A 21,444-nucleotide genomic window follows, 5' to 3' on the forward strand; every position below is an offset into this window, starting at 1 on the left:
CGCCGCCGCCGCGGCGCACCGCCCGAGGAGCCGCTGCCCGGGCGGCGGAGCCGCCGGCCGGAGAAGAAGAAGTCGAAGGCGAAGAAGGTGCTGCTGTGGACCAGCGGCACCATGGCGTTTCTCCTGGTCGGTGCCGGTACGGCCGGCTATCTGTACCTCAAGCACCTCGAGGGCAACGTCACCAGCACCGACGTGGGCGACGCGGGCAAGGCCAGCTTCAGCAAGGACGAGGCCTTCAACATACTGATCATCGGCACGGACAAGCGCACCGGCAAAGGCAACGAGGGCTACGGCGACAAGGGCAGCGTGGGCCACGCCGACACCACGATCCTGCTGCATGTCTCCAAGGACCGTACGAACGCCACCGCGCTGAGCATCCCGCGCGACCTGATCGTGGACATCCCGGACTGCCCGACCAAGCAGCCCGACGGCACCACGAAGATCATCCCGGGCACGCCGAACACCCGCTTCAACAGAAGCCTCGGCCAGGACGGCCGCGACCCGGGCTGCACGATGCGCACGGTCAAGGAGGCCACCGGCATCGCGCCCGACCACTTCATGATGGCCGACTTCAACGCGGTCAAGACCCTGACGACGGCGGTCGGCGGTGTCGAGGTGTGCCTCAAGCACGCCGTGGACGACGACAAGTCGCACCTGAAGCTGCCCGCCGGCAAGTCCACGATCGAGGGCGAGCAGGCCCTGGCCTTCGTCCGCACCCGGCACGCCTGGGGCAACCACGGCGACCTGGACCGGATCAAGGTGCAGCAGCAGTTCCTCGGCTCGCTGATGCGCAAGATGGCCTCCGGCGACACGCTCACCAACCCCACCAAGCTGTACGACCTGGCCGAGGCCGCCACCAAGGCGCTGACCGTCGACACCGGCATCGACGACATCAGCACCCTCAAGGACGTGGCGCTGGAGCTGAAGAAGGTCCCGACGAAGAACATCACCTTCCTGACGGTCCCGGTCGTCGACAACCCCGCCGAAAAGGTCGCCTCGACGGTCGTCCTGCACCCGACCGAGGCACGCCCGGTCTTCGACGCCATCGCGAACGACGTCTCCTTCACCGAGGTGAAGAAAAAGAAGAAGGCCGCCAAGGACGCCGAGGCCGCCCGCCTCAAGGGATCCCAGTCCGCCGCCTCCGAGGTGCGGGTGCGGATCCTCAACGGCGGGGCTCCCGCCGGTTCCGCGCAGGAGACCCTCTCCTGGCTGCAGACCACCCAGGGGGTGACCAAGTCGGAGAACGCGGGCAACGCACCCGAGAAGATCGGCAAGACCACCCTCGAGTACGACCCCGAGCAGGCACCGCAAGCGCGTAAACTCGCTGCAATCATGGGCCTGCCCGGATCGGCGCTGAAGCCGGGCGAGAGCGTGACCAACTCCCAGGGTCTGCCGACGATGACACTGACCCTGGGCGAGGACTTCAAGGGTGCGGGTGTGCCGCTCGTGGCTCCGACGAAGGCCCCCAAGGTCGAGAAGTCCACTGCGGACAAGGTCGAGTGCGCCAGCTGAACAAAGTTGAACGCACTACGCCACCTTCCGGGCCTGTCGTGCGTCTAACACGACGCACGGCAGGCCCGTTCACTGGCACACCAGGGTGGGAAGGATGGGGAGTTGACGCGGAGCAGTCTGCACGGGGAGGAGCCTGCGGTCGAGGGCGCGACGGCTCTCGCCGTGCAGGACGGCGGCGCGGCGGGCGGCCACGACCCGCACGACAAAGAGGGGAAAAAGGGCGACAAAGAGGACGGCGGCGGCATAGGGCACGAGGTCGCCGGAAGACGCCCCCGGCGGCGCGTGCTGCGCTGGTCGGCCACGGTGCTCTCGCTGGTCATACTCGCCACGGCCGGCGCCGGATACTTCTACTACCAGCACCTGAACAGCAACATACGCAAGGGCCAGCGCAGCAGCGGCGACTTCAAGGCGCAGCGGACGAAGCCGAACCCGGCCGGCCAGACGCCCCTGAACATCCTGCTGATCGGCTCCGACAGCCGTAACTCCGACGAGAACGTCGCCCTGGGCGGCAGCAGGCACAACCGCGGCAACCCCCCGCTGGGCGACGTGCAGATGCTCATCCACCTGTCGGCCGACCGCAAGAGCGCCGCCGTGGTCAGCGTCCCCCGCGACACCCGGGTCGACATCCCCCAGTGCACCGACCCCGAGACGGGCACGGTCTATCCGCCGGTCAACACCATCATCAACGAGTCGCTGGCCCGCGGCGGCGCCGGCTGCACGCTCGCCACCTGGGAGAACCTCACCGGTGTCTACATCGACCACTGGATGATGATCGACTTCGCCGGCGTGGTGCGCATGGCGGACGCCATCGGCGGTGTCGAGGTCTGTGTGAAGCACAACGTGTGGGACCGCAATCTGCGGACCCAGCGCGGCGGCTCCGGTCTGAAGCTGACGGCCGGCAAGCACAAGATCAAGGGCAAGCAGGCCCTGCAGTGGCTGCGCACCCGGCATGCCTTCCACAGCGACCTGGGCCGGGCCAGGGCCCAGCACATGTACATGAACTCGATGATCCGCATGCTGCGCGGCCAGAACGTCTTCACCGACACCGGCCGTCTGATGGGCCTGGCGGAGGCCGCCACACAGTCGCTGCAGGTCTCCGAGGAGATCGGCACCGTCAAGAAGCTGTACGACCTGGCCATGCAGCTCAAGACGGTCCCCACCAACCGCATCACCATGGCGACGATGCCCAATGTCACCGATCCGCGGGATCCCAACCATGTGATCCCGGACGGGGCCAACGCCGCGAAGATGTGGAAGATGCTCCGCGAGGACGTGCCCTTCGACAAGAACGGCCCGAAGACGGAGACGAAGAAGCCGAGCGAGGAGGAGACCCCCGCGGCTCCCTCGGTCGCGGCCGACCGGCTGGGCGTGCTGGTGCAGAACGCCACCCGCACCTCCACCCGGGCCCCGGTCAGCGGCCGGGCCGGCGAGATCAGCCGGCAGCTGCGGCAGAAGGGCTTCACCCGGGCGACGGCCGACACCTCGGCGGCGGGTGCCGAGGAGGAGACCGTCGTGCGCTACCCGAGCGCCGACCTGGAGGGCGACGCCCGCAGCGTCGCCAAGGCCCTGGGCATTCCGATGAGTTCGGTCAAGCGGTCGACCGACGTCTCCGGTGTCACCGTCGTCGTCGGCGCCGACTGGCGCACCGGCGTCACCTACCCGAAGCAGTCCGCGCCCAAGCCCGGTGACCTGCCCGAGAACTCCGACGCCCTCAACGGCTCGGACGAGAGCCAGTGCATGGACGTGTACGAGCCCTACCGCTGGTAGGCGCACCCCTGCCGCCGGTGGACACCGCAAGGGCCCCTCTCCCGGGAGAGGGGCCCTTGCGAGCGGTCCGGCCGGCCGGCGGGCGACGGCCCGGCCGGCGGTGACGGCTCAGTCGGTGGCGGCGGCCCGGTCGGCGGTGGCGGCCCGGTCCGTGGTGACGACCGCGGACCTGCGCGAGGCGATGACCTTCTTCGCCAGCGACCTCGGGCTCGTCAGAAAGCCCCAGCCCCAGGACATGTGCATGGTGGCGAGGGCCACGGGGATGCGCAGGCGGGCCTTCAGGGGCAGCCCCTTGCCCGCGGGGATCGAACCGGCCACGATCGCCGCCAGATAGCCGCCGGGGATCACGAACCCCCAGGGAGTCAGGACCGCGCCCACCACGATCCCGGCCGCGATGGCGCACACCGCGGTCGGCGGGGCGAGGTAGCGCAGATTGATGGAGCCGGGGTGGTAGCGGGCGACGACGTGCCGCCAACGGCCGTAGTCCTTGTACTGCTTGGCCAGCGCCCGCACGGTCGGACGGGGCCGGTAGGAGACGCGCAGCTCCGGCGAGAACCAGATCAGCCCGCCCGCCTCGCGGATGCGGAAGTTCAGCTCCCAGTCCTGGGCGCGGATGAACTCCTCGTTGTAGCCGCCCTGCTGCTCCAGCACCTCGCGCCGGAACACCCCCAGATAGACGGTCTCCGCGGGACCGGCCCGGCCGCCGGTGTGGAAGGCCGCGTTGCCCACCCCGATCTTCGAGGTCATCGCGGCGGCCACCGCCTTCTCCCAGTCGTTCTCGCCCTCGGCGTGCATGATGCCGCCGACGTTCTGCGCGCCGGTCTCCTCCAGGAGCCGTACGGCTGTGGCGATGTAGTTCGGCGAGAGCATCCCGTGGCCGTCGACACGGACCACGATCGGATGGCGGGAGGCCTTGATCGCGGCGTTGAGCGCGGCGGGAGTACGGCCGCTGGGGTTGGGAACCGTACGCACGCGCGGGTCTTCGGCCGCGAGCTCGGCGGCGATCTCGTCCGTGCGGTCCGTGGACGGACCGAGGGCGATCACGACCTCCATCTCGCCGTCGTACTCCTGCGCGAGGATCGCTTCCACGGCTCCCCGCAGATGCCGCTCCTCGTTGAGGACGGGCATGATCACAGAAACGGCGGGGAACCGCACGTCGGGCTTGGCGTTCATCGGTGCTCACGTTACCGCGAACGGGGGACACCGGTGCGCGCCGCGGGGGCCGCTGCGCCGATCAGCCGATCGTATGCCCCTACGGTGCACACGGTGCCCACCCACGCCCTCAGCGGAGGTGTCCCCCATGTCCAGCACGCAGTACCGGCCGCGCCCGCGACCGCAGCGCGCCCCGCGGCAGCCCGTCGGTCCGGGAGGTCCGGCGAGACCGGCCCGCGTGCCGTACGCACCCGTACCGCGCCGCAGACCGCGCTGGGCCATGCGGGCGGCGGCCACCCTGTCGGTGGTGGTGCTCGCCTCCGCCGGGATCGGGCACGCGGTGGTCTCCAGCGTGGACGCGGACATCGCCCGGGTCGACCCCTTCAAGGACATGAAGAACCGCCCGCCGGCCGGCCACGGGATGAACGTGCTGCTGGTCGGCACCGACAGCCGGGACGGGATCGGCGAGCAGGAGCGGCAGCGGTACCGGCTGGGCGGCCGGCCGTGCAACTGCACCGACACGATGATGATCGTGCACCTGTCGCAGGACCGGGAGCGGGTCAGTGTGGTGAGCCTGCCCCGGGACTCCTACGCCGAGCTGCCCGAGCACGTCGACCGGACCACCGGGCAGCGGCACGGACCGCACCCGGTCAAGCTCAACGCGGCCTACGCGGAGGGCGGTCCCGCTCTGACGGTGCGCACGGTCGAGAAGATGACCAACTTGAAGATCGACCACTATCTGGAGGTGGACTTCACCTCCTTCATGCGGACCGTGGACGTCATCGGCGGGGTGCGGATCTGCACCGCCGAGCCGGTGAAGGACAGCCACACCGGCCTGGACCTGCCCGCCGGCACGCACACGCTCTCCGGCGGCCAGGCCCTGCAGTACGTCCGCTCCCGGCACGTCGACGGGGCGAGCGACCTCGGCCGGATGAAACGCCAGCAGCACTTCCTGGCCGCCCTGATCGGCCAGGCGACCTCCTCCCGGGTGCTGCTGAACCCGCTCAAGTTCCGGGACGTCACCACGGCCGTGCTGGGCTCGGTGCGGGCGGACAAGGGCTTTAGCACCGACGAGTTGCTGGACCTCGGGCGGGCGATGCGGAACTTCTCCCCCTCCTCCTCGGAGTTCGCCACCGTCCCGATCGCGCAGGTGGCCCACCCGGTCAAGGGCGTCGGCTCCACCGTGAAGTGGGACCGGGCCAAGGCCGAACGGCTCTTCCGGGCGCTGCGCGAGGACCGGCCGCTGGCCACGCACAAGCCCCGCCGGGCGGACTCCGCCGCGACCGTCGAGGTCGCCCCGCAGCAGATCCACGTCCAGGTGGAGAACGGCACCGACGTCACGGGGCTCGCCCGGCGGGTGGACACGGAGCTGGCGGCGGCCGGCTTCCGCACGACCAAGGCCCCCAGGGACGCCGAGGAGCGCGGGGTCACCCGGACCGTGGTGCTCTACGACCCCCGGTGGGACCGCTCGGCGAGGTCGCTCGCCGCCGCGCTGCCGGGCAGCGAGCTGCGTCCGGTGCCGGGGCAGGGAGCCACGCTCCGGGTGATCGTGGGCAGCGACCACCGCCGGGTGCGCACGGTGCGGGTGGAGGATCCGGCGAAGGCGGCCACAGCGGTGGTCCGCGGGGACGAGGTGACCTGCGGATGAGCCGTCCGGGCCGCCGGCCGCGGGGACGTCAGTCCTCGTAGCCCTCCGCCGCCCGCTTCTGCCGCAGCTCCTTGATGGCACGGCGGCGGGCCAGCCGGTGGGTGCGGCGGATCTGGGCCTCCTGGTAGCGGCGCTTGTCCTGCTCGGTCTCCGGCAGGACCGGCGGCACCGGGCGCGGCCTGCCGTTGGCGTCCACGGCGGCGAAGACCAGATAGGCCGAGCCGACATGGGTGGGCGGGGTGGACTCGTTCCAGCGTTCGGCCAGGACCCGCACCCCGATCTCCATGGAGGTCCGGCCGGTCCAGTTGACCTGGGCCTTCACATGGACGAGATCACCCACCCGGACCGGTTCGAGGAACACCATCTCGTCCATGGAGGCGGTGACCGCCGGTCCGCCGCTGTGCCGGCCGGCCACCGCGCCCGCCGCGTCGTCGACCAGCTTCATGATCACCCCACCGTGCACCGTCCCCAGCAGGTTGGTGTCGTTGTGGGTCATGATGTGGCTCAGAGTGGTCCGGGACGCCGAGGTCGGCTTGCCCGGGATGTCCGCCGTTCCGGATTCCGCAGTAGGGGCCTGGTCTGTCATGACCTCCACCCTATGCCGAGGCGGAATCGGGAAATTTTGTGTCAGCTTGGCAACAGCGCCGACCCTATTTTCCGACGGCCCTGTCAGCTGCGCAGTTCCGCCCTGCACACTAAGCCCATGACAGATTGGCCCGAGGGGTGGTCCGGCGGCGACCAAGGCCCCCGGTACGGACGCGGCAGTGCCAGTCCGCAGCCGGAGGGCGCACGTGTGATGCGTCAAGTGCGGCGCGGCGGACGGGGCGGATACGGAAGTCCGGGTGGCTCGGGCCCCTCGGCGCCGCCGCACCGCATCCCGCCGCAGCCGTCGTACGTCGACGGCGGCGACCAGGGATACGACAGCGGCTACAACACCGGTCAGGTCTACGGCAGAAGGGCCGGCGGACCCGGCGGGCCGGACGACGGCCACGCGTACGGCTCCCGCCCCGCGCCGAACTGGGGCCGCCGTATCAAGCTGACCGCGATAACCCTGGTCACCATACTTCTGGTGACCACGGTCGTGACGTACTTCTGGGCCGACTCCCAGCTCAACCGCGAAGTCGACCTGTCCAAGGTCATCGACCGGCCGGAGCCCGGCGAGGGCACCACCTATCTGATCGTCGGCTCCGACAGCCGCGAGGGCATGTCGGACGAGCAGAAGAAGAGGCTGCACACCGGATCCGCCGCGGGCAAGCGCACCGACTCGATGATGCTCCTGCACGTCGGCAGCAACGGCGACACCCTGATCTCCCTGCCGCGCGACTCCGCCGTCACGATCCCGCAGTTCCGCGGCTCGGAGTCCGGCAGGCTCAGGGGCCCCCTGGGGACGAACAAGCTGAACGCGGCCTACGCCTACGACGGCCCGGAGCTGCTGGTGCGCACCGTCGAGTACAACACCGGTCTGCGCATCGACCACTATGTGGAGATCGGCTTCGCCGGCTTCGCGAACATCGTCGACGCGCTCGGCGGCGTGGAGATCACCATCGAGAAGGGCTTCAAGGACAAGTACTCGGGCGCCGACTTCCAGGCGGGCAAGCAGACCCTGGACGGCCAGCAGGCCCTGGCCTTCGTCCGCACCCGGTACGCCTTCGCCGCCTCCGACCTGCAGCGCACCAAGAACCAGCAGAAGTTCCTCTCCGCGCTGGCCAACCAGGCGGCCACCCCCTCGACGATCATGAACCCGTTCAAGCTGTACCCGACCCTGAACGCGGGTCTGGACTCCCTGATCGTCGACAAGGACATGAGCCTGTGGGACCTGGCCACCATGTTCTGGGCGATGAAGAACGTCAGCGGCGGCGACGGCACCTCCATGAACATGCCGATCGCCGGCTCCTCCGGCGGCAACCTCATCTGGGACAAGGCGAAGGTCAGGAAGCTGATGGACGAGCTGAGGAACGACCAGAAGGTCACCGTCACCGGCGACTGACCCCGCCCGCCCCGGGCCACCCCGAAGAGCCCCGCGGTGCCGTGCTCCGGCGGCCGCGGGGCTCCGGCGTACCGCCGGGCGTCCGGCTCACATGCCGGCGCCCGCCATCGTGCGACACATCTGCGCACAGCGACGACACGCCTCCGCGCAGCGCGCCATCATCTCGTCGTCCGGCATGGACATACACGCCTCCGCGGCCATGTCACAGGCCTTGGCGCACATCGCGCACATCTCCGCCGCCAGCGGAGAGCGGCGCATCATCATGTCCGCGCACATGCGGGTCATCTCGGAGCAGTCCATGAGCGCCCGCATGATCTGCATCTGCGTCTGGCCGCCCATCTGCATGCAGGAGCTCATGGTCTCCTCGCAGGCGGTGTGGCACGCCATGCAGGCCTGGACGCAGTCCTGCATCTCCTTGCTCATGGGGGTTGCGGTTCCGGACTGGGTCATGGCTCCTCCTGGGGGGACAGGGGGACCTCGAGACGGCCCCCTCTCCCTTCCGTCGTACGCCTGCTCCCGATCCGGCGCCATCCGAACGGGCAAAAGCCTTATTCCACCCGTTCGGCCCACTGTTCGGGCATGCCGTCCCCGGGACGCCCGGCACCCGGCTCCGGCTTCCCGGCGCCCGGTCCCCGGCCGCCGCCAAAAAGGGAACGCCGACGCCCCCTGCCTCTTGCTCCGTCCCGCCGGCGCCCATGCGCGCGCCCGGGCCCGGCACGGCGGCACGACGGCCGGCCGACCGGGTCCGGTCTCCCCGACAGGCCGGACGCGGTGCCCGCCTTCCCCGCCCTGCGACGGGGCCGGCAGACCCCGCCGGAGTCGGCCGGCCCCGGCACCACCGGGTGCGGAACCGGTGGCGCGAACGCCGACTCGGCCTCACATCCCCGCACACAGTGCGTACTTGTCCGAGGACACCGCGTACCGGGCCGGCACGGACCGGCCGTCGTCCCCTCGCCGGCCCGGCGGTCCGGCCCGCGCCCCGGGAGCACGAGCGCACAGCGGCCCCGCACGGCCGCGGGGGCGCCCGGAAACCGGACGCCCCCGCGGTCGGCCGGACGTCAGGGCAGGTTGCGGGCCATGACGATGCGCTGGACCTGGTTCGTCCCCTCGTAGATCTGGGTGATCTTGGCGTCGCGCATCATGCGCTCCACCGGGTAGTCACGGGTGTAGCCGTACCCGCCGAGGAGCTGGACGGCGTCCGTGGTGACCTCCATGGCGACGTCCGAGGCGAAGCACTTGGCGGCGGCGCCGTGGAAGGTGAGGTCGTTGTCGTCGCGCTCGGACTTCGCCGCTGCCGCGTAGGTCAGCTGACGGGCGGCCTCGATCTTCATGGCCATGTCGGCGAGCATGAACTGGATGCCCTGGAAGTCGGCGATCGGCTTGCCGAACTGCTTGCGCTCCTTGACGTAGTTCTTGGCGTAGTCGAGGGCGCCCTGGGCGATGCCGAGGGCCTGGGCGGCGATGGTGATGCGGGTGTGGTCCAGGGTGCGCATCGCGGTGGCGAAGCCGGTGCCCTCGGCACCGATCATCCGGTCCGCCGGGATGCGGACGTTGTCCAGGTACACCTCGCGGGTCGGGGAGCCCTTGATGCCGAGCTTCTTCTCGGGGGCGCCGAAGGAGACACCCGGGTCCGACTTCTCGACGACGAAGGCGGAGATGCCCTTGCTGCGCTTGTCGGGGTCGGTCACGGCCATCACCGTGTAGAACTCCGAGACGCCGGCGTTCGTGATCCAGCGCTTGACCCCGTTGAGGACGTAGTGGTCGCCGTCGCGGACCGCCCTGGTCTTCATGCCGGCCGCGTCCGAACCGGCCTCGGGCTCGGAGAGGCAGTACGAGAACATCGCCTGCCCCTTGGCGAGCGGGGTGAGGTACTTCTTCTTCAGCTCCTCGGAGCCGGAGAGGATCAGCGGGAGCGAGCCCAGCTTGTTCACCGCGGGAATCAGGGAGGACGAGGCGCAGACCCGCGCGATCTCCTCGATCACGATGACCGTCGCAAGGGCGTCCGCGCCCGCGCCGCCGTACTCCTCGGGCACGTGCACGGCGTGCAGGTCGTTGGCGACCAGCGCGTCCAGGGCCTCCTGCGGGAAGCGTGCCTCTTCGTCGACCGCGGCGGCGTACGGCGCGATCTTCGCCTCGGCCAGCGAGCGGACGGCGTCGCGGAGCATGGTGTGCTCCTCGGACGGGCGGTACAGGTCGAAGTCAGCCGATCCGGCCAAGGTCTCTCACTCCAAAAAGAAGACGCACGCTGACGCTAACTACCGTTAAGTAGGTCGAATTTTATGGCTTCGCTCACGTCCGTGTTACGTGAGTTTGGCGACAGACAGGAACAGCGGACAGGAAACCGGTGCGGAAACGGGACCGATCGGGAGCGGCTCGGGGACGGACGGGGAGGCGCGGGGAGGACGCAGAGGGGTCACGGAGAGGACATTGCCCGGCGGAGGGCCTGTGCATGTCCCCTTATATGCTCGGGCACCGCACGACCGTCGTCCCCTCCGTGGAGCACCCATGAGCCTCAGGATCACCGTGATCGGCACCGGTTATCTCGGCGCGACACACGCCGCGGCCATGGCCGAGCTCGGTTTCGAGGTGCTGGGTCTCGACATCGTCCCCGAGAAGATCGAGATGCTGCGGCGGGGCGAGGTCCCGATGTACGAGCCGGGGCTGGAGGAGCTGCTGCACCGGCATGTGGCCGGACTCGAGGGCTCCACCGGCCGGCTGCGGTTCACGACGGACTACGCCGAGGCGGCCGCGTTCGGCGACGTCCACTTCATCTGCGTGAACACCCCGCAGAAGCACGGCGAGTACGCCTGCGACATGAGGTACGTCGACTCCGCGGTCACCTCCCTCGCCCCGCATCTGACCGGGCCCGCCCTGGTCGTCGGCAAGTCGACGGTGCCCGTCGGCTCCGCGGACCGCCTGGCCCGTACGATCGCCGGGCTCGCGCCCGCGGGCGAGGAGGTGGAGCTGGCCTGGAACCCGGAGTTCCTGCGCGAGGGCTTCGCCGTCCAGGACACGCTGCACCCGGACCGGATCGTGGTCGGTGTGCGCAGCGAGCGGGCGGAGAAGCTGCTGCGCGAGGTGTACGCCACGCCGATCGCCGAGGGCTCCCCCTTCGTGGTCACCGACTTCCCGACCGCGGAGCTGGTGAAGACCGCCGCGAACTCCTTCCTCGCCACGAAGATCTCCTTCATCAACGCCATGGCCGAGGTGTGCGAGGCCGCGGGCGGCGACGTCGCGAAGCTGGCCGAGGCGATCGGGTACGACGACCGCATCGGCAGGAAGTTCCTGCGCGCCGGGATCGGCTTCGGCGGCGGCTGTCTGCCCAAGGACATCCGGGCCTTCATGGCGCGCGCGGGCGAGCTGGGCGCCGACCAGGCGCTGACGTTCCTGCGCGAGATCGACTCGATCAACATGCGCCAGCGCGGTCAGATGGTGGAGCTGGCCCGGCAGGCGCTGGGCGGCGGGCCGTTCCTGGGCAGGCGGGTGGCGGTGCTGGGCGCCACCTTCAAGCCGGACTCGGACGACGTGCGGGACTCGCCCGCGCTCAATGTCGCGGGGCAGATCCATCTGCAGGGCGGCCAGGTGACGGTGTACGACCCGAAGGGCATGGACAACGCCCGGCGGGTGTTCCCGACGCTCGGATACGCCGAGTCGGCGCTGGAGGCCGTGCGGGGCGCGGACGTGGTGCTGCACCTGACCGAGTGGCGGGAGTTCCGCGAGCTGGACCCGGCGGAGCTGGGCGAGGTCGTGGCGGCCCGGGTGATCCTGGACGGGCGCAACGCGCTGGACCCGGAGCGGTGGCGCCGGGCCGGGTGGACGTACCGGGCGATGGGGCGTCCGACCGCGTAGCCGGACACGCCCGGCGCCCACGCGGACACCGAGGACAGCGGGCGCGGAAGACACCAGCGGCACGAAGGGACGCCGGTTCGGCCGAGGCTCAGTCGGCCGAACCGGCGTCTGCACGCATTCTGCCCCACCGGTCCGGGACATGCGGAGGGGGCCCTGGGAAACCGTCCGCGGCTCATCCCTCCTTCGCCCGGTAGCGCCGCATCTTCGCGCGTGCGCCGCACACCTGCATGGAGCACCAGCGGCGCCGGCCGGCCGGACTGCGGTCGTAGTACGCCCAGTGGCAGGTGTCCGCCTCGCACGCCTTCAGCCGGGTCCAGGTGCCCGCGACGAGCGCCTCGGCGACGGCGGCGGCGACCCGGGAGAGCAGGGAGCCGGTGCCGGCGGGGACGAGCCTCGCGGAGCCGTCCCGGTCGTCCACGGCCACCACCAGCGGGGCCCGTGCGAACAGCTCGCCGAGCGGTGTCACCGCGCGGTGCGGCGGACGGCCGGCGTGGACGAGCAGCGTCGCCCGCAGCGACTCGCGCAGCTCGCGCGCCCGCGGCAGTTCCGCCTCCCGGACCCCGAGGCGCGCCCGGCCCTCCGCCGTGTCGAGCGCGTCGACGCCGGTGGCGAGGTCCAGGGTGTTCACCAGGGACTCGACCAGAGCCAGCCCCCCTGGCGCGGCCGATCTCTCACTCATGTCAGCGACGGTACCTCGCACACACGTTGTGCTGTTACCCGTTGCACGGCAGAATGCGGTAACGGTTACTGGTTGAACCCAAGAAACAGGTAACCCCCTCGACGGGCGCCCCGGCAGGCGGCTCTCGCACGGAAGGCTCCGACGGGCGCACAAGCACACAAAGCGCACAAAGTGCGGGCAAGCTCGTACAGCCCGTACAAGTGCACGCAAGGAGGAAGTCATGGCTCTCGCCAAGCTGGGTGTCGTCGTCCTGGACTGTCCCGACCCGCGTGCCCTCGCCGGCTTCTACGCCGAGGTGCTCGGCGGGACCGTGGAGGGCGAGGGCGACTGGGTGGAGCTGAGGACGGAGGGCGGGCGGACGCTGGCGTTCCAGCGGGCGCCGGGCCATGTGCCGCCGAAGTGGCCCTCCGCGGACGGCTCGCAGCAGTTCCACCTGGACCTGGACGTCGAGGACCTGGACACGGCGGAGAAGGCCGTCCTGGCGCTCGGGGCACGCCCGCTGGACACGGCGGACCGCACGCGGACCTTCCGGGTCTACGCCGACCCGGCCGGACACCCGTTCTGTCTGTGCGCCTGCTGACCGCCCCGCCCGCTCCGTCCGGGCCGAGCGCCGCGTGTCCCGCGCCGGACGCACCGCACCGGGCGTCCGGCGCCGCCGTCAGCCGTCCAGTTCCTCGATCGTCGCGTGGGACGGGCCGCGCGTGGCCTGCAGCTCACGGGCGACGGCCTCCGCGTCGCCCAGGACACGTACCGCGTTCTGCCAGGTCAGCTTGGCCAGGTCGGTCCTCGACCAGCCGCGGTCCATGAGTTCCGCGATCAGGTTCGGATAGCAGGAGACGTCGTCCAGGCCGTCGGGGGTGAAGGCCGTGCCGTCGTAGTCGCCGCCGATGCCCAGGTGGTCGATGCCGGCGACTTCCCGCATGTGGTCCAGATGGTCGGCGACCGTGGCCACCGTGGCACGGGGGCGCGGGTTCTTCTCCTCGAAGGCGCGGTGGACCTTCATCGCCTCGGCGGTGGTGTCGAGGGGGTGGAAGCCGTGGGCGCGCATGTTCTCGTCGGCCGCGGCCGTCCAGTCCACGGCGGCCTGGAGGACGAACTTCGGGACGAACGTCACCATCGCCACCCCGCCGTTGGCGGGCAGCCGCTCCAGCACGTCGTCCGGGATGTTGCGGGGGTGGTCGCACACGGCCCGCGCGGAGGAGTGGGAGAAGATCACCGGGGCACTGGTGGTGTCCAGCGCGTCCCGCATGGTCGTGGCGGCCACATGGGAGAGGTCGACCAGCATCCCCAGGCGGTTCATCTCGCGGACCACCTCGCGGCCGAAGGCCGACAGGCCGCCCACGCCCGGCTCGTCCGTCGCCGAGTCCGCCCAGGGCACGTTGTTGTTGTGGGTGAGGGTCAGATAGCGCACGCCGAGCGCGTACAGCCCCCGGAGCGTGCCGAGGGAGCAGGCGATGGAGTGGCCGCCCTCGGCCCCCATGAGCGAGGCGATACGGCCCTGCCTGCGTGCCGCCTCCATGTCGGCGGCCGTCCACGCGGGAGCCAGGTCGGCCGGGTGGCGTGCGAGCAGCTGCTGTACGCAGTCGATCTGTTCCAGCGTCGCCGGCACCGGGTCCGGCAGGTCCGCGCGGACGTACACCGACCAGAACTGGGCGCCCACACCGCCCTTGCGCAGACGCGGGATGTCGGTGTGCAGATGGTCGCCCTGGTGGGTGGCGATGTCACGGGCGTCGTGGTCGTAGCGGACCTGTTCGCGCAGGGCCCAGGGCAGATCGTTGTGGCCGTCGACGACCGGGAACTCGCGCAGCAGTGCCCGGGCCTCCTCCAGCGCCGGCATCGGCGTCACGTCCCCGTGCCGAAGCCGAAACCGCCGGCCGCGCCCTCGACCCTGGCGCGCAGCCGCTTGCCCTTCTCGGTGGCCTGCTCGTTGAGCTCCTGCTGGAACTCCCGCATCCGGGCGAGCAGTTCCTCGTCGTGCGCGGCGAGGATCCGGGCGGCGAGCAGACCGGCGTTGCGGGCACCGCCGACGGACACGGTCGCCACGGGCACCCCGGCCGGCATCTGCACGATCGACAGCAGCGAGTCCATGCCGTCCAGGTGCTTGAGCGGAACGGGCACGCCGATCACCGGCAGCGGGGTGACGGAGGCGAGCATGCCGGGCAGATGGGCGGCGCCGCCCGCACCCGCGATGATCGCCTTCAGCCCGCGTCCGGCCGCCTGCTCGCCGTAGGCGATCATCTCGCGCGGCATGCGGTGCGCGGAGACGACGTCGACCTCGTAGGCGATCTCGAACTCGTCGAGCGCCTCGGCGGCGGCTTCCATGACGGGCCAGTCGGAGTCCGACCCCATGACGATGCCCACGACAGGGCTGTTCCGGCTCATTCGGTGATGGTGCCTCTCAGGTAGTCGGCTGCGTGACGGGCGCGCTCCAGCACGTCGTCCAGGTCGTCGCCGTAGGTGTTGACGTGACCGACCTTGCGGCCGGGCTTCACGTCCTTGCCGTACATGTGGATCTTCAGTCGGGGGTCGCGCGCCATGCAGTGCAGGTACGCGGAGTACATGTCGGGGTAGTCGCCGCCGAGGACGTTCGCCATGACCGTCCACCTGGCGCGCGGGCGGGGGTCGCCCAGCGGCAGGTCGAGGACCGCGCGGAGGTGGTTGGCGAACTGGGAGGTGATCGCGCCGTCCATCGACCAGTGGCCGGAGTTGTGCGGGCGCATCGCCAGCTCGTTGACGAGGACGCGGCCGTCGCGGGTCTGGAACAGCTCCACGGCGAGGTGGCCGACGACGCCGAGTTCCTTGGCGATCCGCAGCGCCATCTCCTCGGCCCGCAGGGCGAGGTCCTCGTCGAGGTCGGGGGCGGGCGCGATGACCGTGTCGCACACGCCGTTCACCTGCCGCGACTCCACGACCGGATAGGCCACGGCCTGGCCGTGCGGGGAGCGCACGACGTTGGCGGCCAGCTCCCGGACGAAGTCGACCTTCTCCTCGGCGAGGACGGGCACACCGGCGCGGAAGGGCTCGGCGGCCTCCTCGACGGAGCGCACCACCCACACGCCCTTGCCGTCGTAGCCGCCGCGGACGGTCTTCAGCACGACGGGGAAGCCGTCCGACCCGTTCCCGGTGTCCCGCGCGAGTTCCGCGGCGAACGCGGCCACGTCCTGCGGGTCGGTCACGATCCGGTGCCGCGGGCAGGGCACGCCGAGCGCGTCGAGCCGTGCGCGCATCACGCCCTTGTCCTGGGCGTGCACCAGGGCGTCGGGGCCGGGACGCACGGCGATGCCGTCCTTCTCCAGGGCCCGCAGGTGCTCGATGGGGACGTGCTCGTGATCGAAGGTGATCACGTCGCAGCCCCGCGCGAACGCGCGCAGTGTCTCCAGGTCGCGGTAGTCGCCGACGACGACGTCGTTCACGACCTGTGCCGCGGAGTCCTGGGGGGTGTCACTGAGAAGCCTGAACCTGATGCCCAGCGGGATGCCCGCCTCGTGGGTCATACGAGCGAGCTGACCACCGCCGACCATGCCGACTACCGGGAACGTCACGCCCTCCAGGGTATCGGTCGCGCCACCCCGGCCGGATCCCGTGCCCTCTCGGGGCGTCGGGGTCCGGGCGTCGGAGGTCCATGGGCGTGCACCGACGCCCCCACCGGTTGCCCGGCGGTCTCCTCCCGCCCTTGCCCTGTCCTCCCCCCTGTCCTTCCCCTGCTCTTCCTCCGTTCCTTCTCCCTGTCCCTCCCCGTCTCTGCCTGTCCTTTCGCTGCCCCTCCCGGTCCTTTCCCGCCGTCTCCCGCCCTTTCCCCGCCATTTCCAGGGCTCTTTCCGACCTGTTCCCCGGCGGGTGCCCCGTCCACAGGCGCGGCGTCCAAGCGCTGGTTAGCATGGCGGAACCGACGAGACCGGCCACGACACGACCGAGACGGGGGCCTGTACGACCATGGGCCATGGTTCCTCAAGGCTTCGTTCCGCGCCCCCGGCGCGCCGCGGCGCACTGCGCAGGCGCGTGGGCCGGCTGTGGCGCGAGGTCGTCAAGTTCGGCGCGGTGGGCGGAGCGGGGCTCCTGGTCAATCTGCTCGTGTTCAACCTGGTACGGCAGGTGACCGATCTCCAGGTGGTGCGCGCGAGCGTCATCGCCACGGTCGTCGCGATCCTCTTCAACTACATGGGCTTCCGCTACTTCACCTACCGGGACCGCGACAAGACCGGCCGGACCCGGGAGCTGACCCTGTTCCTGCTGTTCAGCGGGGCCGGCCTGGTGATCGAGAACGGGGTGCTGTACCTGGCGACGTACGGCTTCGGCTGGAACAGCCCGCTGCAGAACAACTTCTTCAAGTTCCTCGGCATCGGCATCGCGACCCTGTTCCGCTTCTGGTCCTACCGCACCTGGGTGTTCCGCGCCCTGCCGGTCCGGGACACCGTGGTGGAGAAGGCGGAGCCGCTCCTGCGGGCCAAGAGGGAGGAGCCGCGCCCGAAGGTCTTCCGCTGACCCTCCTCCGCCGCCCCGGCTTCCCGCCCGTCCCGCCGCTCCGACGGGCGGCCCCCTACCGCACCGTCTGCTCCTCCTCCTGGTCCTTCGGCGGCGGGGTGCGGGAGAGGAACAGGCCGAAGACCGGGGGCTGGGCCTGGAGGAGTTCCAGACGCCCGCCGTCGGCCTCGGCGAGGTCACGGGCCACGGCGAGGCCGATGCCCGTGGAGTTGCGGCCGCTGATCGCGCGCTCGAAGATGCGGGCCCCCAGGTCGGCGGGGACCCCGGGGCCCTCGTCGGTGACCTCCACGACCGCCTGGTTGCCGGTCACCCGGGTGCGCAGCGCGACCGTGCCGTTGCCGTGCATGAGGGAGTTCTCGATCAGCGCGGCCAGCACCTGGGCGACCGCGCCGGGCGTGCCCACGGCCTGCAGATGCCGCTTGCCGGAGGTGACGATGGCGCGGCCGACGCTGCGGTAGGCGGGGCGCCACTCGGCGATCTGCTGCTGGATGACCTCGTCGAGGTCGAAGGAGACGGCGGAGCCGTTGCGCGGGTCGCGGGAGTTGGTCAGCAGCCGGTCCACCACGTCCGTCAGCCGCTCCACCTGGGCGAGGGCGACGTTCGCCTCCTCCTTCACCGTGTCCAGGTCGTCGGTGAGGGTGATCTCCTCCAGCCGCATGGACAGCGCGGTCAGCGGCGTGCGCAGCTGGTGGGAGGCGTCGGCGGCCAGGCGCCGCTCGGCGGTCAGCATCCGGGCGATGCGCTCGGCGGAGCTGTCGAGCACGTCCGCGACCCGGTCCAGCTCGGGCACGCCGTAGCGCTTGTGGCGAGGGCGCGGATCGCCGGAGCCGAGGCGTTCGGCGGTCTCGGCGAGGTCGGTCAGCGGGGAGGTGAGCCGGTTGGCCTGGCGGATCGCGAGCAGCACCGCGGCCACCACCGCGAGCAGCGCGACCAGGCCGATGATCAGCATGGTGCGGCCGACCTCGCGGGCCACCGAGGAGCGGGGCTCCTCCACCCGGACGGTCTCGCCCTGCCCGCCCTTGGCCGTCGCGTGGATCACATCGCCGGACGGTTTGCTGCCGACCTCGATGGGTTCCCGTCCGGGAATGCCGATCACGGCGTACTGGCCGTCGGCCACCTGGTCGCGCAGGACCTCCGCGTCGACGGTCTCCGCGCCGAGCAGCCGCCTGTCGACGATGCCGGCCAGCCTGACCGCCTCGGACTCGACCCGTTCCCGGGCGCTGTGGCTGATCGTGCGGGTCTCGACGATCACCAGGGAGACGCCGAAGACGGAGATCACGACGAGTACCACGGCGAGCGTGGACTGGATCAGTCGACGGCGCATGTCCTCTTACCTGACGAAGTCCGGGCGGCGCGGCTCGGTGCTTCCCGGATCAGTTCTTCTCGAAGCGGAAGCCGACGCCTCGCACGGTGGCGATGTAGCGGGGGTTCGCCGCGTCGTCGCCGAGCTTCTTGCGCAGCCAGGAGATGTGCATGTCGAGGGTCTTGGTCGACGACCACCAGGTGGTGTCCCAGACCTCGCGCATCAGCTGCTCACGGGTGACGACCCGCCCCGCGTCCCGCACCAGCACCCTGAGCAGGTCGAACTCCTTGGCGGTGAGCTGGAGCTCCTCGTCGCCCATCCAGGCACGGTGGGACTCGACGTCGATGCGCACCCCGTGGGTGGCGGGCGGCTGCTGCGGCTCGGCGGCGCCGCGCCGGAGCAGGGCCCGGACCCGGGCGAGCAGTTCGGCGAGCCGGAAGGGCTTGGTGACGTAGTCGTCGGCACCGGCGTCGAGACCGACGACGGTGTCCACCTCGTCGGCGCGCGCGGTCAGGATCAGGATGGGCACCGTATGCCCGTCGGAGCGCAGCCGGCGGGCGACCTCCAGGCCGTCCATGCCGGGCAGCCCGAGGTCCAGCACGACCAGGTCGACACCGCCCTGCGTTCCGGCCTCGAGCGCGGCGGGGCCGTCCTCACGCACCTCGACCTCGTACCCTTCCCGGCGCAGTGCGCGGGCCAGCGGCTCCGAGATCGCCGCGTCGTCCTCGGCGAGCAATACACGGGTCATGAACCGATGGTAGTCCGCCCGCGCCGTCCGTCGGGGTGGTGCTTCGGCATGATCGTCACACGGTTTTCCCGCCGGTCCGCCCGGTGACGGGCCCCTCACAGAGAGTCTTGGGATCCACGGAAAGACTCTGTGCAAACCTTGAAAACATCAGGCAAGAGCGCCTTTCTCCTGTGATTCATATCGCAAGTCCTTCCATGTCCGGCCCTACTCTGCCTTATCGTGAGTTGAACGCCTGTCGCACACAGTGGACCTTTGGCGCTCACCTCGAGGCCGGAGGTCCTTTTTGTGTGCGGGCCGGCCCGGCCGGCCTGGCGAGGAATGACCCGAGGCCGGGCCTCTGCTCGTGCCGGCCCCCAGGTGCCGACGCGGCAGGGGCATGTTCCGGCGGCCGTCGTCCTCCGCTTCGCGATCCGGAGCGGGCTCTCCCCTGGGCGTGGGATGGACCTCGGTCCCGCCGGTACCGGCCGTCCCCCCACAACACACGGGCGCGCATCCGCCGATCGGAGCGCGTCCCGACCAGCGAGGAACGACCATGGCGTCCAGCCTGACGAAGGACTCGGCACGACCGGGCACCCCCGGTTCCGAGAAGACCTTCTTCGGCCACCCCCGCGGCCTGGCCACTCTCTTCATGACCGAAATGTGGGAGCGCTTCAGCTTCTACGGCATGCGCGCCCTTCTCGTCGTCTATCTGCTCTCCGGCGGCCCCGACGCCAAGGAGGGGAGCATGGGTGGCGGGCTCGGCATGGACCTGGCCACCACCACCGCGATCTACTCCGTCTATCTGTCGATGGTGTACCTGCTCACCATGCCCGGCGGGTGGCTGGGTGACCGCGTCTGGGGTCCCCGCAGGACGGTGGCGATCGCAGCCGTGACGATCATGGCGGGCCACGCGGTGCTGGCGCTGCCCGGCGGACAGGCGCCCTTCTTCGCCGGCCTGGCACTGGTGGCGCTCGGCTCCGGCCTGCTGAAGGCCAACATCTCCACCATGGTCGGCCACCTCTACGACGGCCCGGACGACCCGCGCCGCGACGGCGGCTTCACGATCTTCTACATGGGCATCAACATGGGTGCCTTCTTCGCCCCGCTGATCATCGGCACCGTCGGTCAGCAGGTCGGCTGGCACCTGGGCTTCGGTCTCGCCGCCGTGGGCATGGCGATCGGCCTGGTGGCCTTCCTCCTCGGCACCCGGCACCTGTCCCCGCGCAGCGACGTCGTCCCCAAGCCGCTGACCTCCGCGGAGCGCACCATCTGGCTGCGCAGGGGGCTGGTCTGGCTCGTCGTCGCCGCCGTCTTCTACGGCGTCGTCGGCCTCACCGGCCACTTCACCCTGAACTGGGCGATGATCCCGCTCACCGTGATCGGTCTGGTCATCCCGGTCGGCGTCCTGGTCCGCATCAAGCGGGACAAGGAGCTGTCGGACCTCGAGCAGTCCAAGATGACCGGCTACATCTGGTTCTTCGTCGCCGCCGCCGTCTTCTGGATGATCTACGACCAGGGCGGTTCCACGGTCCAGGCGTTCGGTGAGACCAAGACCTCCGGCTCGCTGCTGGGCTTCGGCTTCCCGTCCTCCTGGTACCAGTCGCTGAACCCGGTGTTCATCATGGCCCTGGCCCCGGTCTTCGCCTGGCTCTGGCTGTGGCTGAACCGCAGGGGCAAGGAGCCGAGCACCGTCACGAAGTTCGCGGCCGCGCTGTTCTTCGTCGGCGTCTCGTTCTTCTTCTTCCTGCTGCCGCTGGGCATGGCCGCGGACGGCACCCTGGTCAGCCCGATGTGGCTGGTGGGCATCTACCTGATCCAGACCGTCGGCGAGCTGTGCCTCTCCCCGGTCGGCCTGTCGGTGACGACCAAGATGGCCCCGGCGAAGTACGCCAGCCAGATGATGGGCGTGTGGTTCCTCGCGGTCACCGCGGGCGACTCCGTCACCGGCCTGCTGTCCAACCCCGCCGTGGGCGGCGTGGACCTCAGCGGCTCGGGTGCGGTCGCCGTGGAGGCCGCCCTGGCCGCCCTCGCCGGATTCGCGGTCTTCATGTACCGCCGGAAGGTCAAGGCCCTGATGGGCGACGTGCCCTGAGACCGGGCCGGTCCGGCCGGCAGGCGGGCATGCGGTGGGGCCACCGCGTCCGTGGGCGCGGTGGCCCCACCGCGTGTCCGAGGACGTCCCGGTGGTCCTGTGGCGTGTCCGTCCTGCGGCGTGCCCGGGTGCTCCGGTGGATCTGCGGCACGTCCTCGCCGCCCCGGTGGCCCTGCGATGTGCCGGCGGTGTCCGTGGGGGTTCCGGCAGGACCACCGGGACGTCCTCGGACACGCGGTGGGGCCA

The 21,444-nt window shown here is 70.7% G+C and carries 18 protein-coding genes; 8 read left to right on the plus strand and 10 right to left on the minus strand.

Annotation, left to right across the window (positions count from 1 at the left end; translation table 11 throughout):
- Both CCN35_RS21955 and CCN35_RS21960 read left to right on the plus strand, forming a co-directional pair.
- Positions 1–1,512: LCP family protein (locus tag CCN35_RS21955; protein ID WP_107501080.1), on the plus strand; the 1,512-nt coding region annotated here is incomplete at its 5' end.
- Positions 1,513–1,614: 102 nt separating this feature from the next.
- Entirely contained in the window at positions 1,615–3,279 is a 1,665-nt protein-coding gene (locus CCN35_RS21960; protein WP_067396737.1) for an LCP family protein, read from the plus strand.
- Positions 3,280–3,387: 108 nt separating this feature from the next.
- On the opposite strand, the gene CCN35_RS21965 is transcribed toward CCN35_RS21960, so the two are convergent.
- Positions 3,388–4,452: a glycosyltransferase family 2 protein gene (locus tag CCN35_RS21965; RefSeq protein ID WP_067396739.1), complete on the minus strand. Its 1,065-nt coding sequence runs from the start codon at positions 4,450–4,452 to the stop codon at positions 3,388–3,390.
- Positions 4,453–4,579: 127 nt separating this feature from the next.
- On the opposite strand from CCN35_RS21965, the gene CCN35_RS21970 reads away from it, so the two are divergent.
- A complete protein-coding gene (locus CCN35_RS21970; protein WP_079129807.1) occupies positions 4,580–6,079 on the plus strand; it encodes an LCP family protein in 1,500 nt (499 codons plus the stop codon).
- 28 nt (positions 6,080–6,107) lie between these two features.
- Here the strand turns inward: CCN35_RS21970 and CCN35_RS21975 are convergent, their stop codons facing one another.
- On the minus strand, positions 6,108–6,665 hold the full coding sequence (locus CCN35_RS21975) for an acyl-CoA thioesterase (RefSeq protein ID WP_067396744.1): 558 nt from the start codon (positions 6,663–6,665) through the stop codon (positions 6,108–6,110).
- A 117-nt stretch (positions 6,666–6,782) separates the two neighbouring features.
- Between CCN35_RS21975 and CCN35_RS21980 the strand changes: the two genes are divergently transcribed.
- On the plus strand, positions 6,783–8,066 hold the full coding sequence (locus CCN35_RS21980) for an LCP family protein (protein ID WP_079129808.1): 1,284 nt from the start codon (positions 6,783–6,785) through the stop codon (positions 8,064–8,066).
- A gap of 87 nt (positions 8,067–8,153) precedes the next feature.
- Here the strand turns inward: CCN35_RS21980 and CCN35_RS21985 are convergent, their stop codons facing one another.
- The gene (locus CCN35_RS21985) at positions 8,154–8,516 is read right to left on the minus strand and encodes a four-helix bundle copper-binding protein (protein ID WP_067396748.1); all 363 of its coding nucleotides are present in this window, start codon (positions 8,514–8,516) and stop codon (positions 8,154–8,156) included.
- 608 nt (positions 8,517–9,124) lie between these two features.
- Positions 9,125–10,282 carry an acyl-CoA dehydrogenase gene (locus tag CCN35_RS21990; RefSeq protein ID WP_086794014.1) on the minus strand — a complete coding sequence of 386 codons (1,158 nt, stop codon included), beginning with the start codon at positions 10,280–10,282 and terminating at the stop codon, positions 9,125–9,127.
- A gap of 289 nt (positions 10,283–10,571) precedes the next feature.
- On the opposite strand from CCN35_RS21990, the gene CCN35_RS21995 reads away from it, so the two are divergent.
- Positions 10,572–11,915 (plus strand): UDP-glucose dehydrogenase family protein, encoded by a 1,344-nt coding sequence (locus CCN35_RS21995; RefSeq protein ID WP_067396750.1) that lies wholly within the window; start codon positions 10,572–10,574, stop codon positions 11,913–11,915.
- A gap of 172 nt (positions 11,916–12,087) precedes the next feature.
- Here the strand turns inward: CCN35_RS21995 and CCN35_RS22000 are convergent, their stop codons facing one another.
- Positions 12,088–12,594 carry a CGNR zinc finger domain-containing protein gene (locus tag CCN35_RS22000; RefSeq protein ID WP_067396752.1) on the minus strand — a complete coding sequence of 169 codons (507 nt, stop codon included), beginning with the start codon at positions 12,592–12,594 and terminating at the stop codon, positions 12,088–12,090.
- A 220-nt stretch (positions 12,595–12,814) separates the two neighbouring features.
- Between CCN35_RS22000 and CCN35_RS22005 the strand changes: the two genes are divergently transcribed.
- Positions 12,815–13,174 (plus strand): VOC family protein, encoded by a 360-nt coding sequence (locus CCN35_RS22005; protein ID WP_067396753.1) that lies wholly within the window; start codon positions 12,815–12,817, stop codon positions 13,172–13,174.
- A gap of 78 nt (positions 13,175–13,252) precedes the next feature.
- Here CCN35_RS22005 and CCN35_RS22010 read toward each other — a convergent pair whose 3' ends face one another.
- Genes CCN35_RS22010 through CCN35_RS22020 form a run of 3 tightly spaced genes read right to left on the minus strand, consistent with a single transcriptional unit; the run spans position 13,253 to position 16,136 of the window.
- Positions 13,253–14,431, minus strand: a complete 1,179-nt coding sequence (locus CCN35_RS22010) for a dipeptidase (protein WP_067396755.1) — start codon at positions 14,429–14,431, stop codon at positions 13,253–13,255.
- Positions 14,432–14,436: 5 nt separating this feature from the next.
- Positions 14,437–14,976 carry a 5-(carboxyamino)imidazole ribonucleotide mutase gene (gene purE / locus CCN35_RS22015; RefSeq protein WP_079129809.1) on the minus strand — a complete coding sequence of 180 codons (540 nt, stop codon included), beginning with the start codon at positions 14,974–14,976 and terminating at the stop codon, positions 14,437–14,439.
- A complete protein-coding gene (locus CCN35_RS22020) occupies positions 14,973–16,136 on the minus strand; it encodes a 5-(carboxyamino)imidazole ribonucleotide synthase (protein ID WP_067396758.1) in 1,164 nt (387 codons plus the stop codon). The genes purE and CCN35_RS22020 overlap by 4 nt, the downstream gene beginning before the upstream one ends.
- Positions 16,137–16,527: 391 nt before the next feature.
- Here CCN35_RS22020 and CCN35_RS22025 point away from each other — a divergent pair, with 391 nt between their 5' ends.
- Positions 16,528–17,076 carry a GtrA family protein gene (locus tag CCN35_RS22025; RefSeq protein ID WP_086794016.1) on the plus strand — a complete coding sequence of 183 codons (549 nt, stop codon included), beginning with the start codon at positions 16,528–16,530 and terminating at the stop codon, positions 17,074–17,076.
- A 55-nt stretch (positions 17,077–17,131) separates the two neighbouring features.
- Here the strand turns inward: CCN35_RS22025 and CCN35_RS22030 are convergent, their stop codons facing one another.
- Both CCN35_RS22030 and CCN35_RS22035 read right to left on the minus strand, forming a co-directional pair.
- Positions 17,132–18,400 carry an ATP-binding protein gene (locus CCN35_RS22030; protein ID WP_086794018.1) on the minus strand — a complete coding sequence of 423 codons (1,269 nt, stop codon included), beginning with the start codon at positions 18,398–18,400 and terminating at the stop codon, positions 17,132–17,134.
- A 49-nt stretch (positions 18,401–18,449) separates the two neighbouring features.
- Positions 18,450–19,127: a response regulator transcription factor gene (locus CCN35_RS22035; protein WP_067396761.1), complete on the minus strand. Its 678-nt coding sequence runs from the start codon at positions 19,125–19,127 to the stop codon at positions 18,450–18,452.
- A gap of 532 nt (positions 19,128–19,659) precedes the next feature.
- Between CCN35_RS22035 and CCN35_RS22040 the strand changes: the two genes are divergently transcribed.
- Complete coding sequence (locus CCN35_RS22040) at positions 19,660–21,198, plus strand: peptide MFS transporter (protein WP_086794020.1); 1,539 nt, start codon at positions 19,660–19,662, stop codon at positions 21,196–21,198.
- Positions 21,199–21,444 lie beyond the last annotated feature (246 nt).

The organism is Streptomyces thermovulgaris, from assembly GCF_002155915.1.
Classification (GTDB): Bacteria; Actinomycetota; Actinomycetes; order Streptomycetales; family Streptomycetaceae; genus Streptomyces; species Streptomyces thermovulgaris.

Coding starts and splice junctions, on each gene's coding strand:
- CCN35_RS21965 (WP_067396739.1), bottom strand. CDS start 4,452: ATGAACGCCAAGCCCGACGTGCGGTTCCCCGCCGTTTCTGTGATCATG.
- CCN35_RS22005 (WP_067396753.1), top strand. CDS start 12,815: ATGGCTCTCGCCAAGCTGGGTGTCGTCGTCCTGGACTGTCCCGACCCG.
- CCN35_RS22025 (WP_086794016.1), top strand. CDS start 16,528: ATGGGCCATGGTTCCTCAAGGCTTCGTTCCGCGCCCCCGGCGCGCCGC.
- CCN35_RS21995 (WP_067396750.1), top strand. CDS start 10,572: ATGAGCCTCAGGATCACCGTGATCGGCACCGGTTATCTCGGCGCGACA.
- CCN35_RS22010 (WP_067396755.1), bottom strand. CDS start 14,431: ATGCCGGCGCTGGAGGAGGCCCGGGCACTGCTGCGCGAGTTCCCGGTC.
- CCN35_RS21975 (WP_067396744.1), bottom strand. CDS start 6,665: ATGACAGACCAGGCCCCTACTGCGGAATCCGGAACGGCGGACATCCCG.
- purE (WP_079129809.1), bottom strand. CDS start 14,976: ATGAGCCGGAACAGCCCTGTCGTGGGCATCGTCATGGGGTCGGACTCC.
- CCN35_RS22040 (WP_086794020.1), top strand. CDS start 19,660: ATGGCGTCCAGCCTGACGAAGGACTCGGCACGACCGGGCACCCCCGGT.
- CCN35_RS22000 (WP_067396752.1), bottom strand. CDS start 12,594: ATGAGTGAGAGATCGGCCGCGCCAGGGGGGCTGGCTCTGGTCGAGTCC.
- CCN35_RS21985 (WP_067396748.1), bottom strand. CDS start 8,516: ATGACCCAGTCCGGAACCGCAACCCCCATGAGCAAGGAGATGCAGGAC.
- CCN35_RS21970 (WP_079129807.1), top strand. CDS start 4,580: ATGTCCAGCACGCAGTACCGGCCGCGCCCGCGACCGCAGCGCGCCCCG.
- CCN35_RS22030 (WP_086794018.1), bottom strand. CDS start 18,400: ATGCGCCGTCGACTGATCCAGTCCACGCTCGCCGTGGTACTCGTCGTG.
- CCN35_RS22035 (WP_067396761.1), bottom strand. CDS start 19,127: ATGACCCGTGTATTGCTCGCCGAGGACGACGCGGCGATCTCGGAGCCG.
- CCN35_RS21980 (WP_079129808.1), top strand. CDS start 6,783: ATGACAGATTGGCCCGAGGGGTGGTCCGGCGGCGACCAAGGCCCCCGG.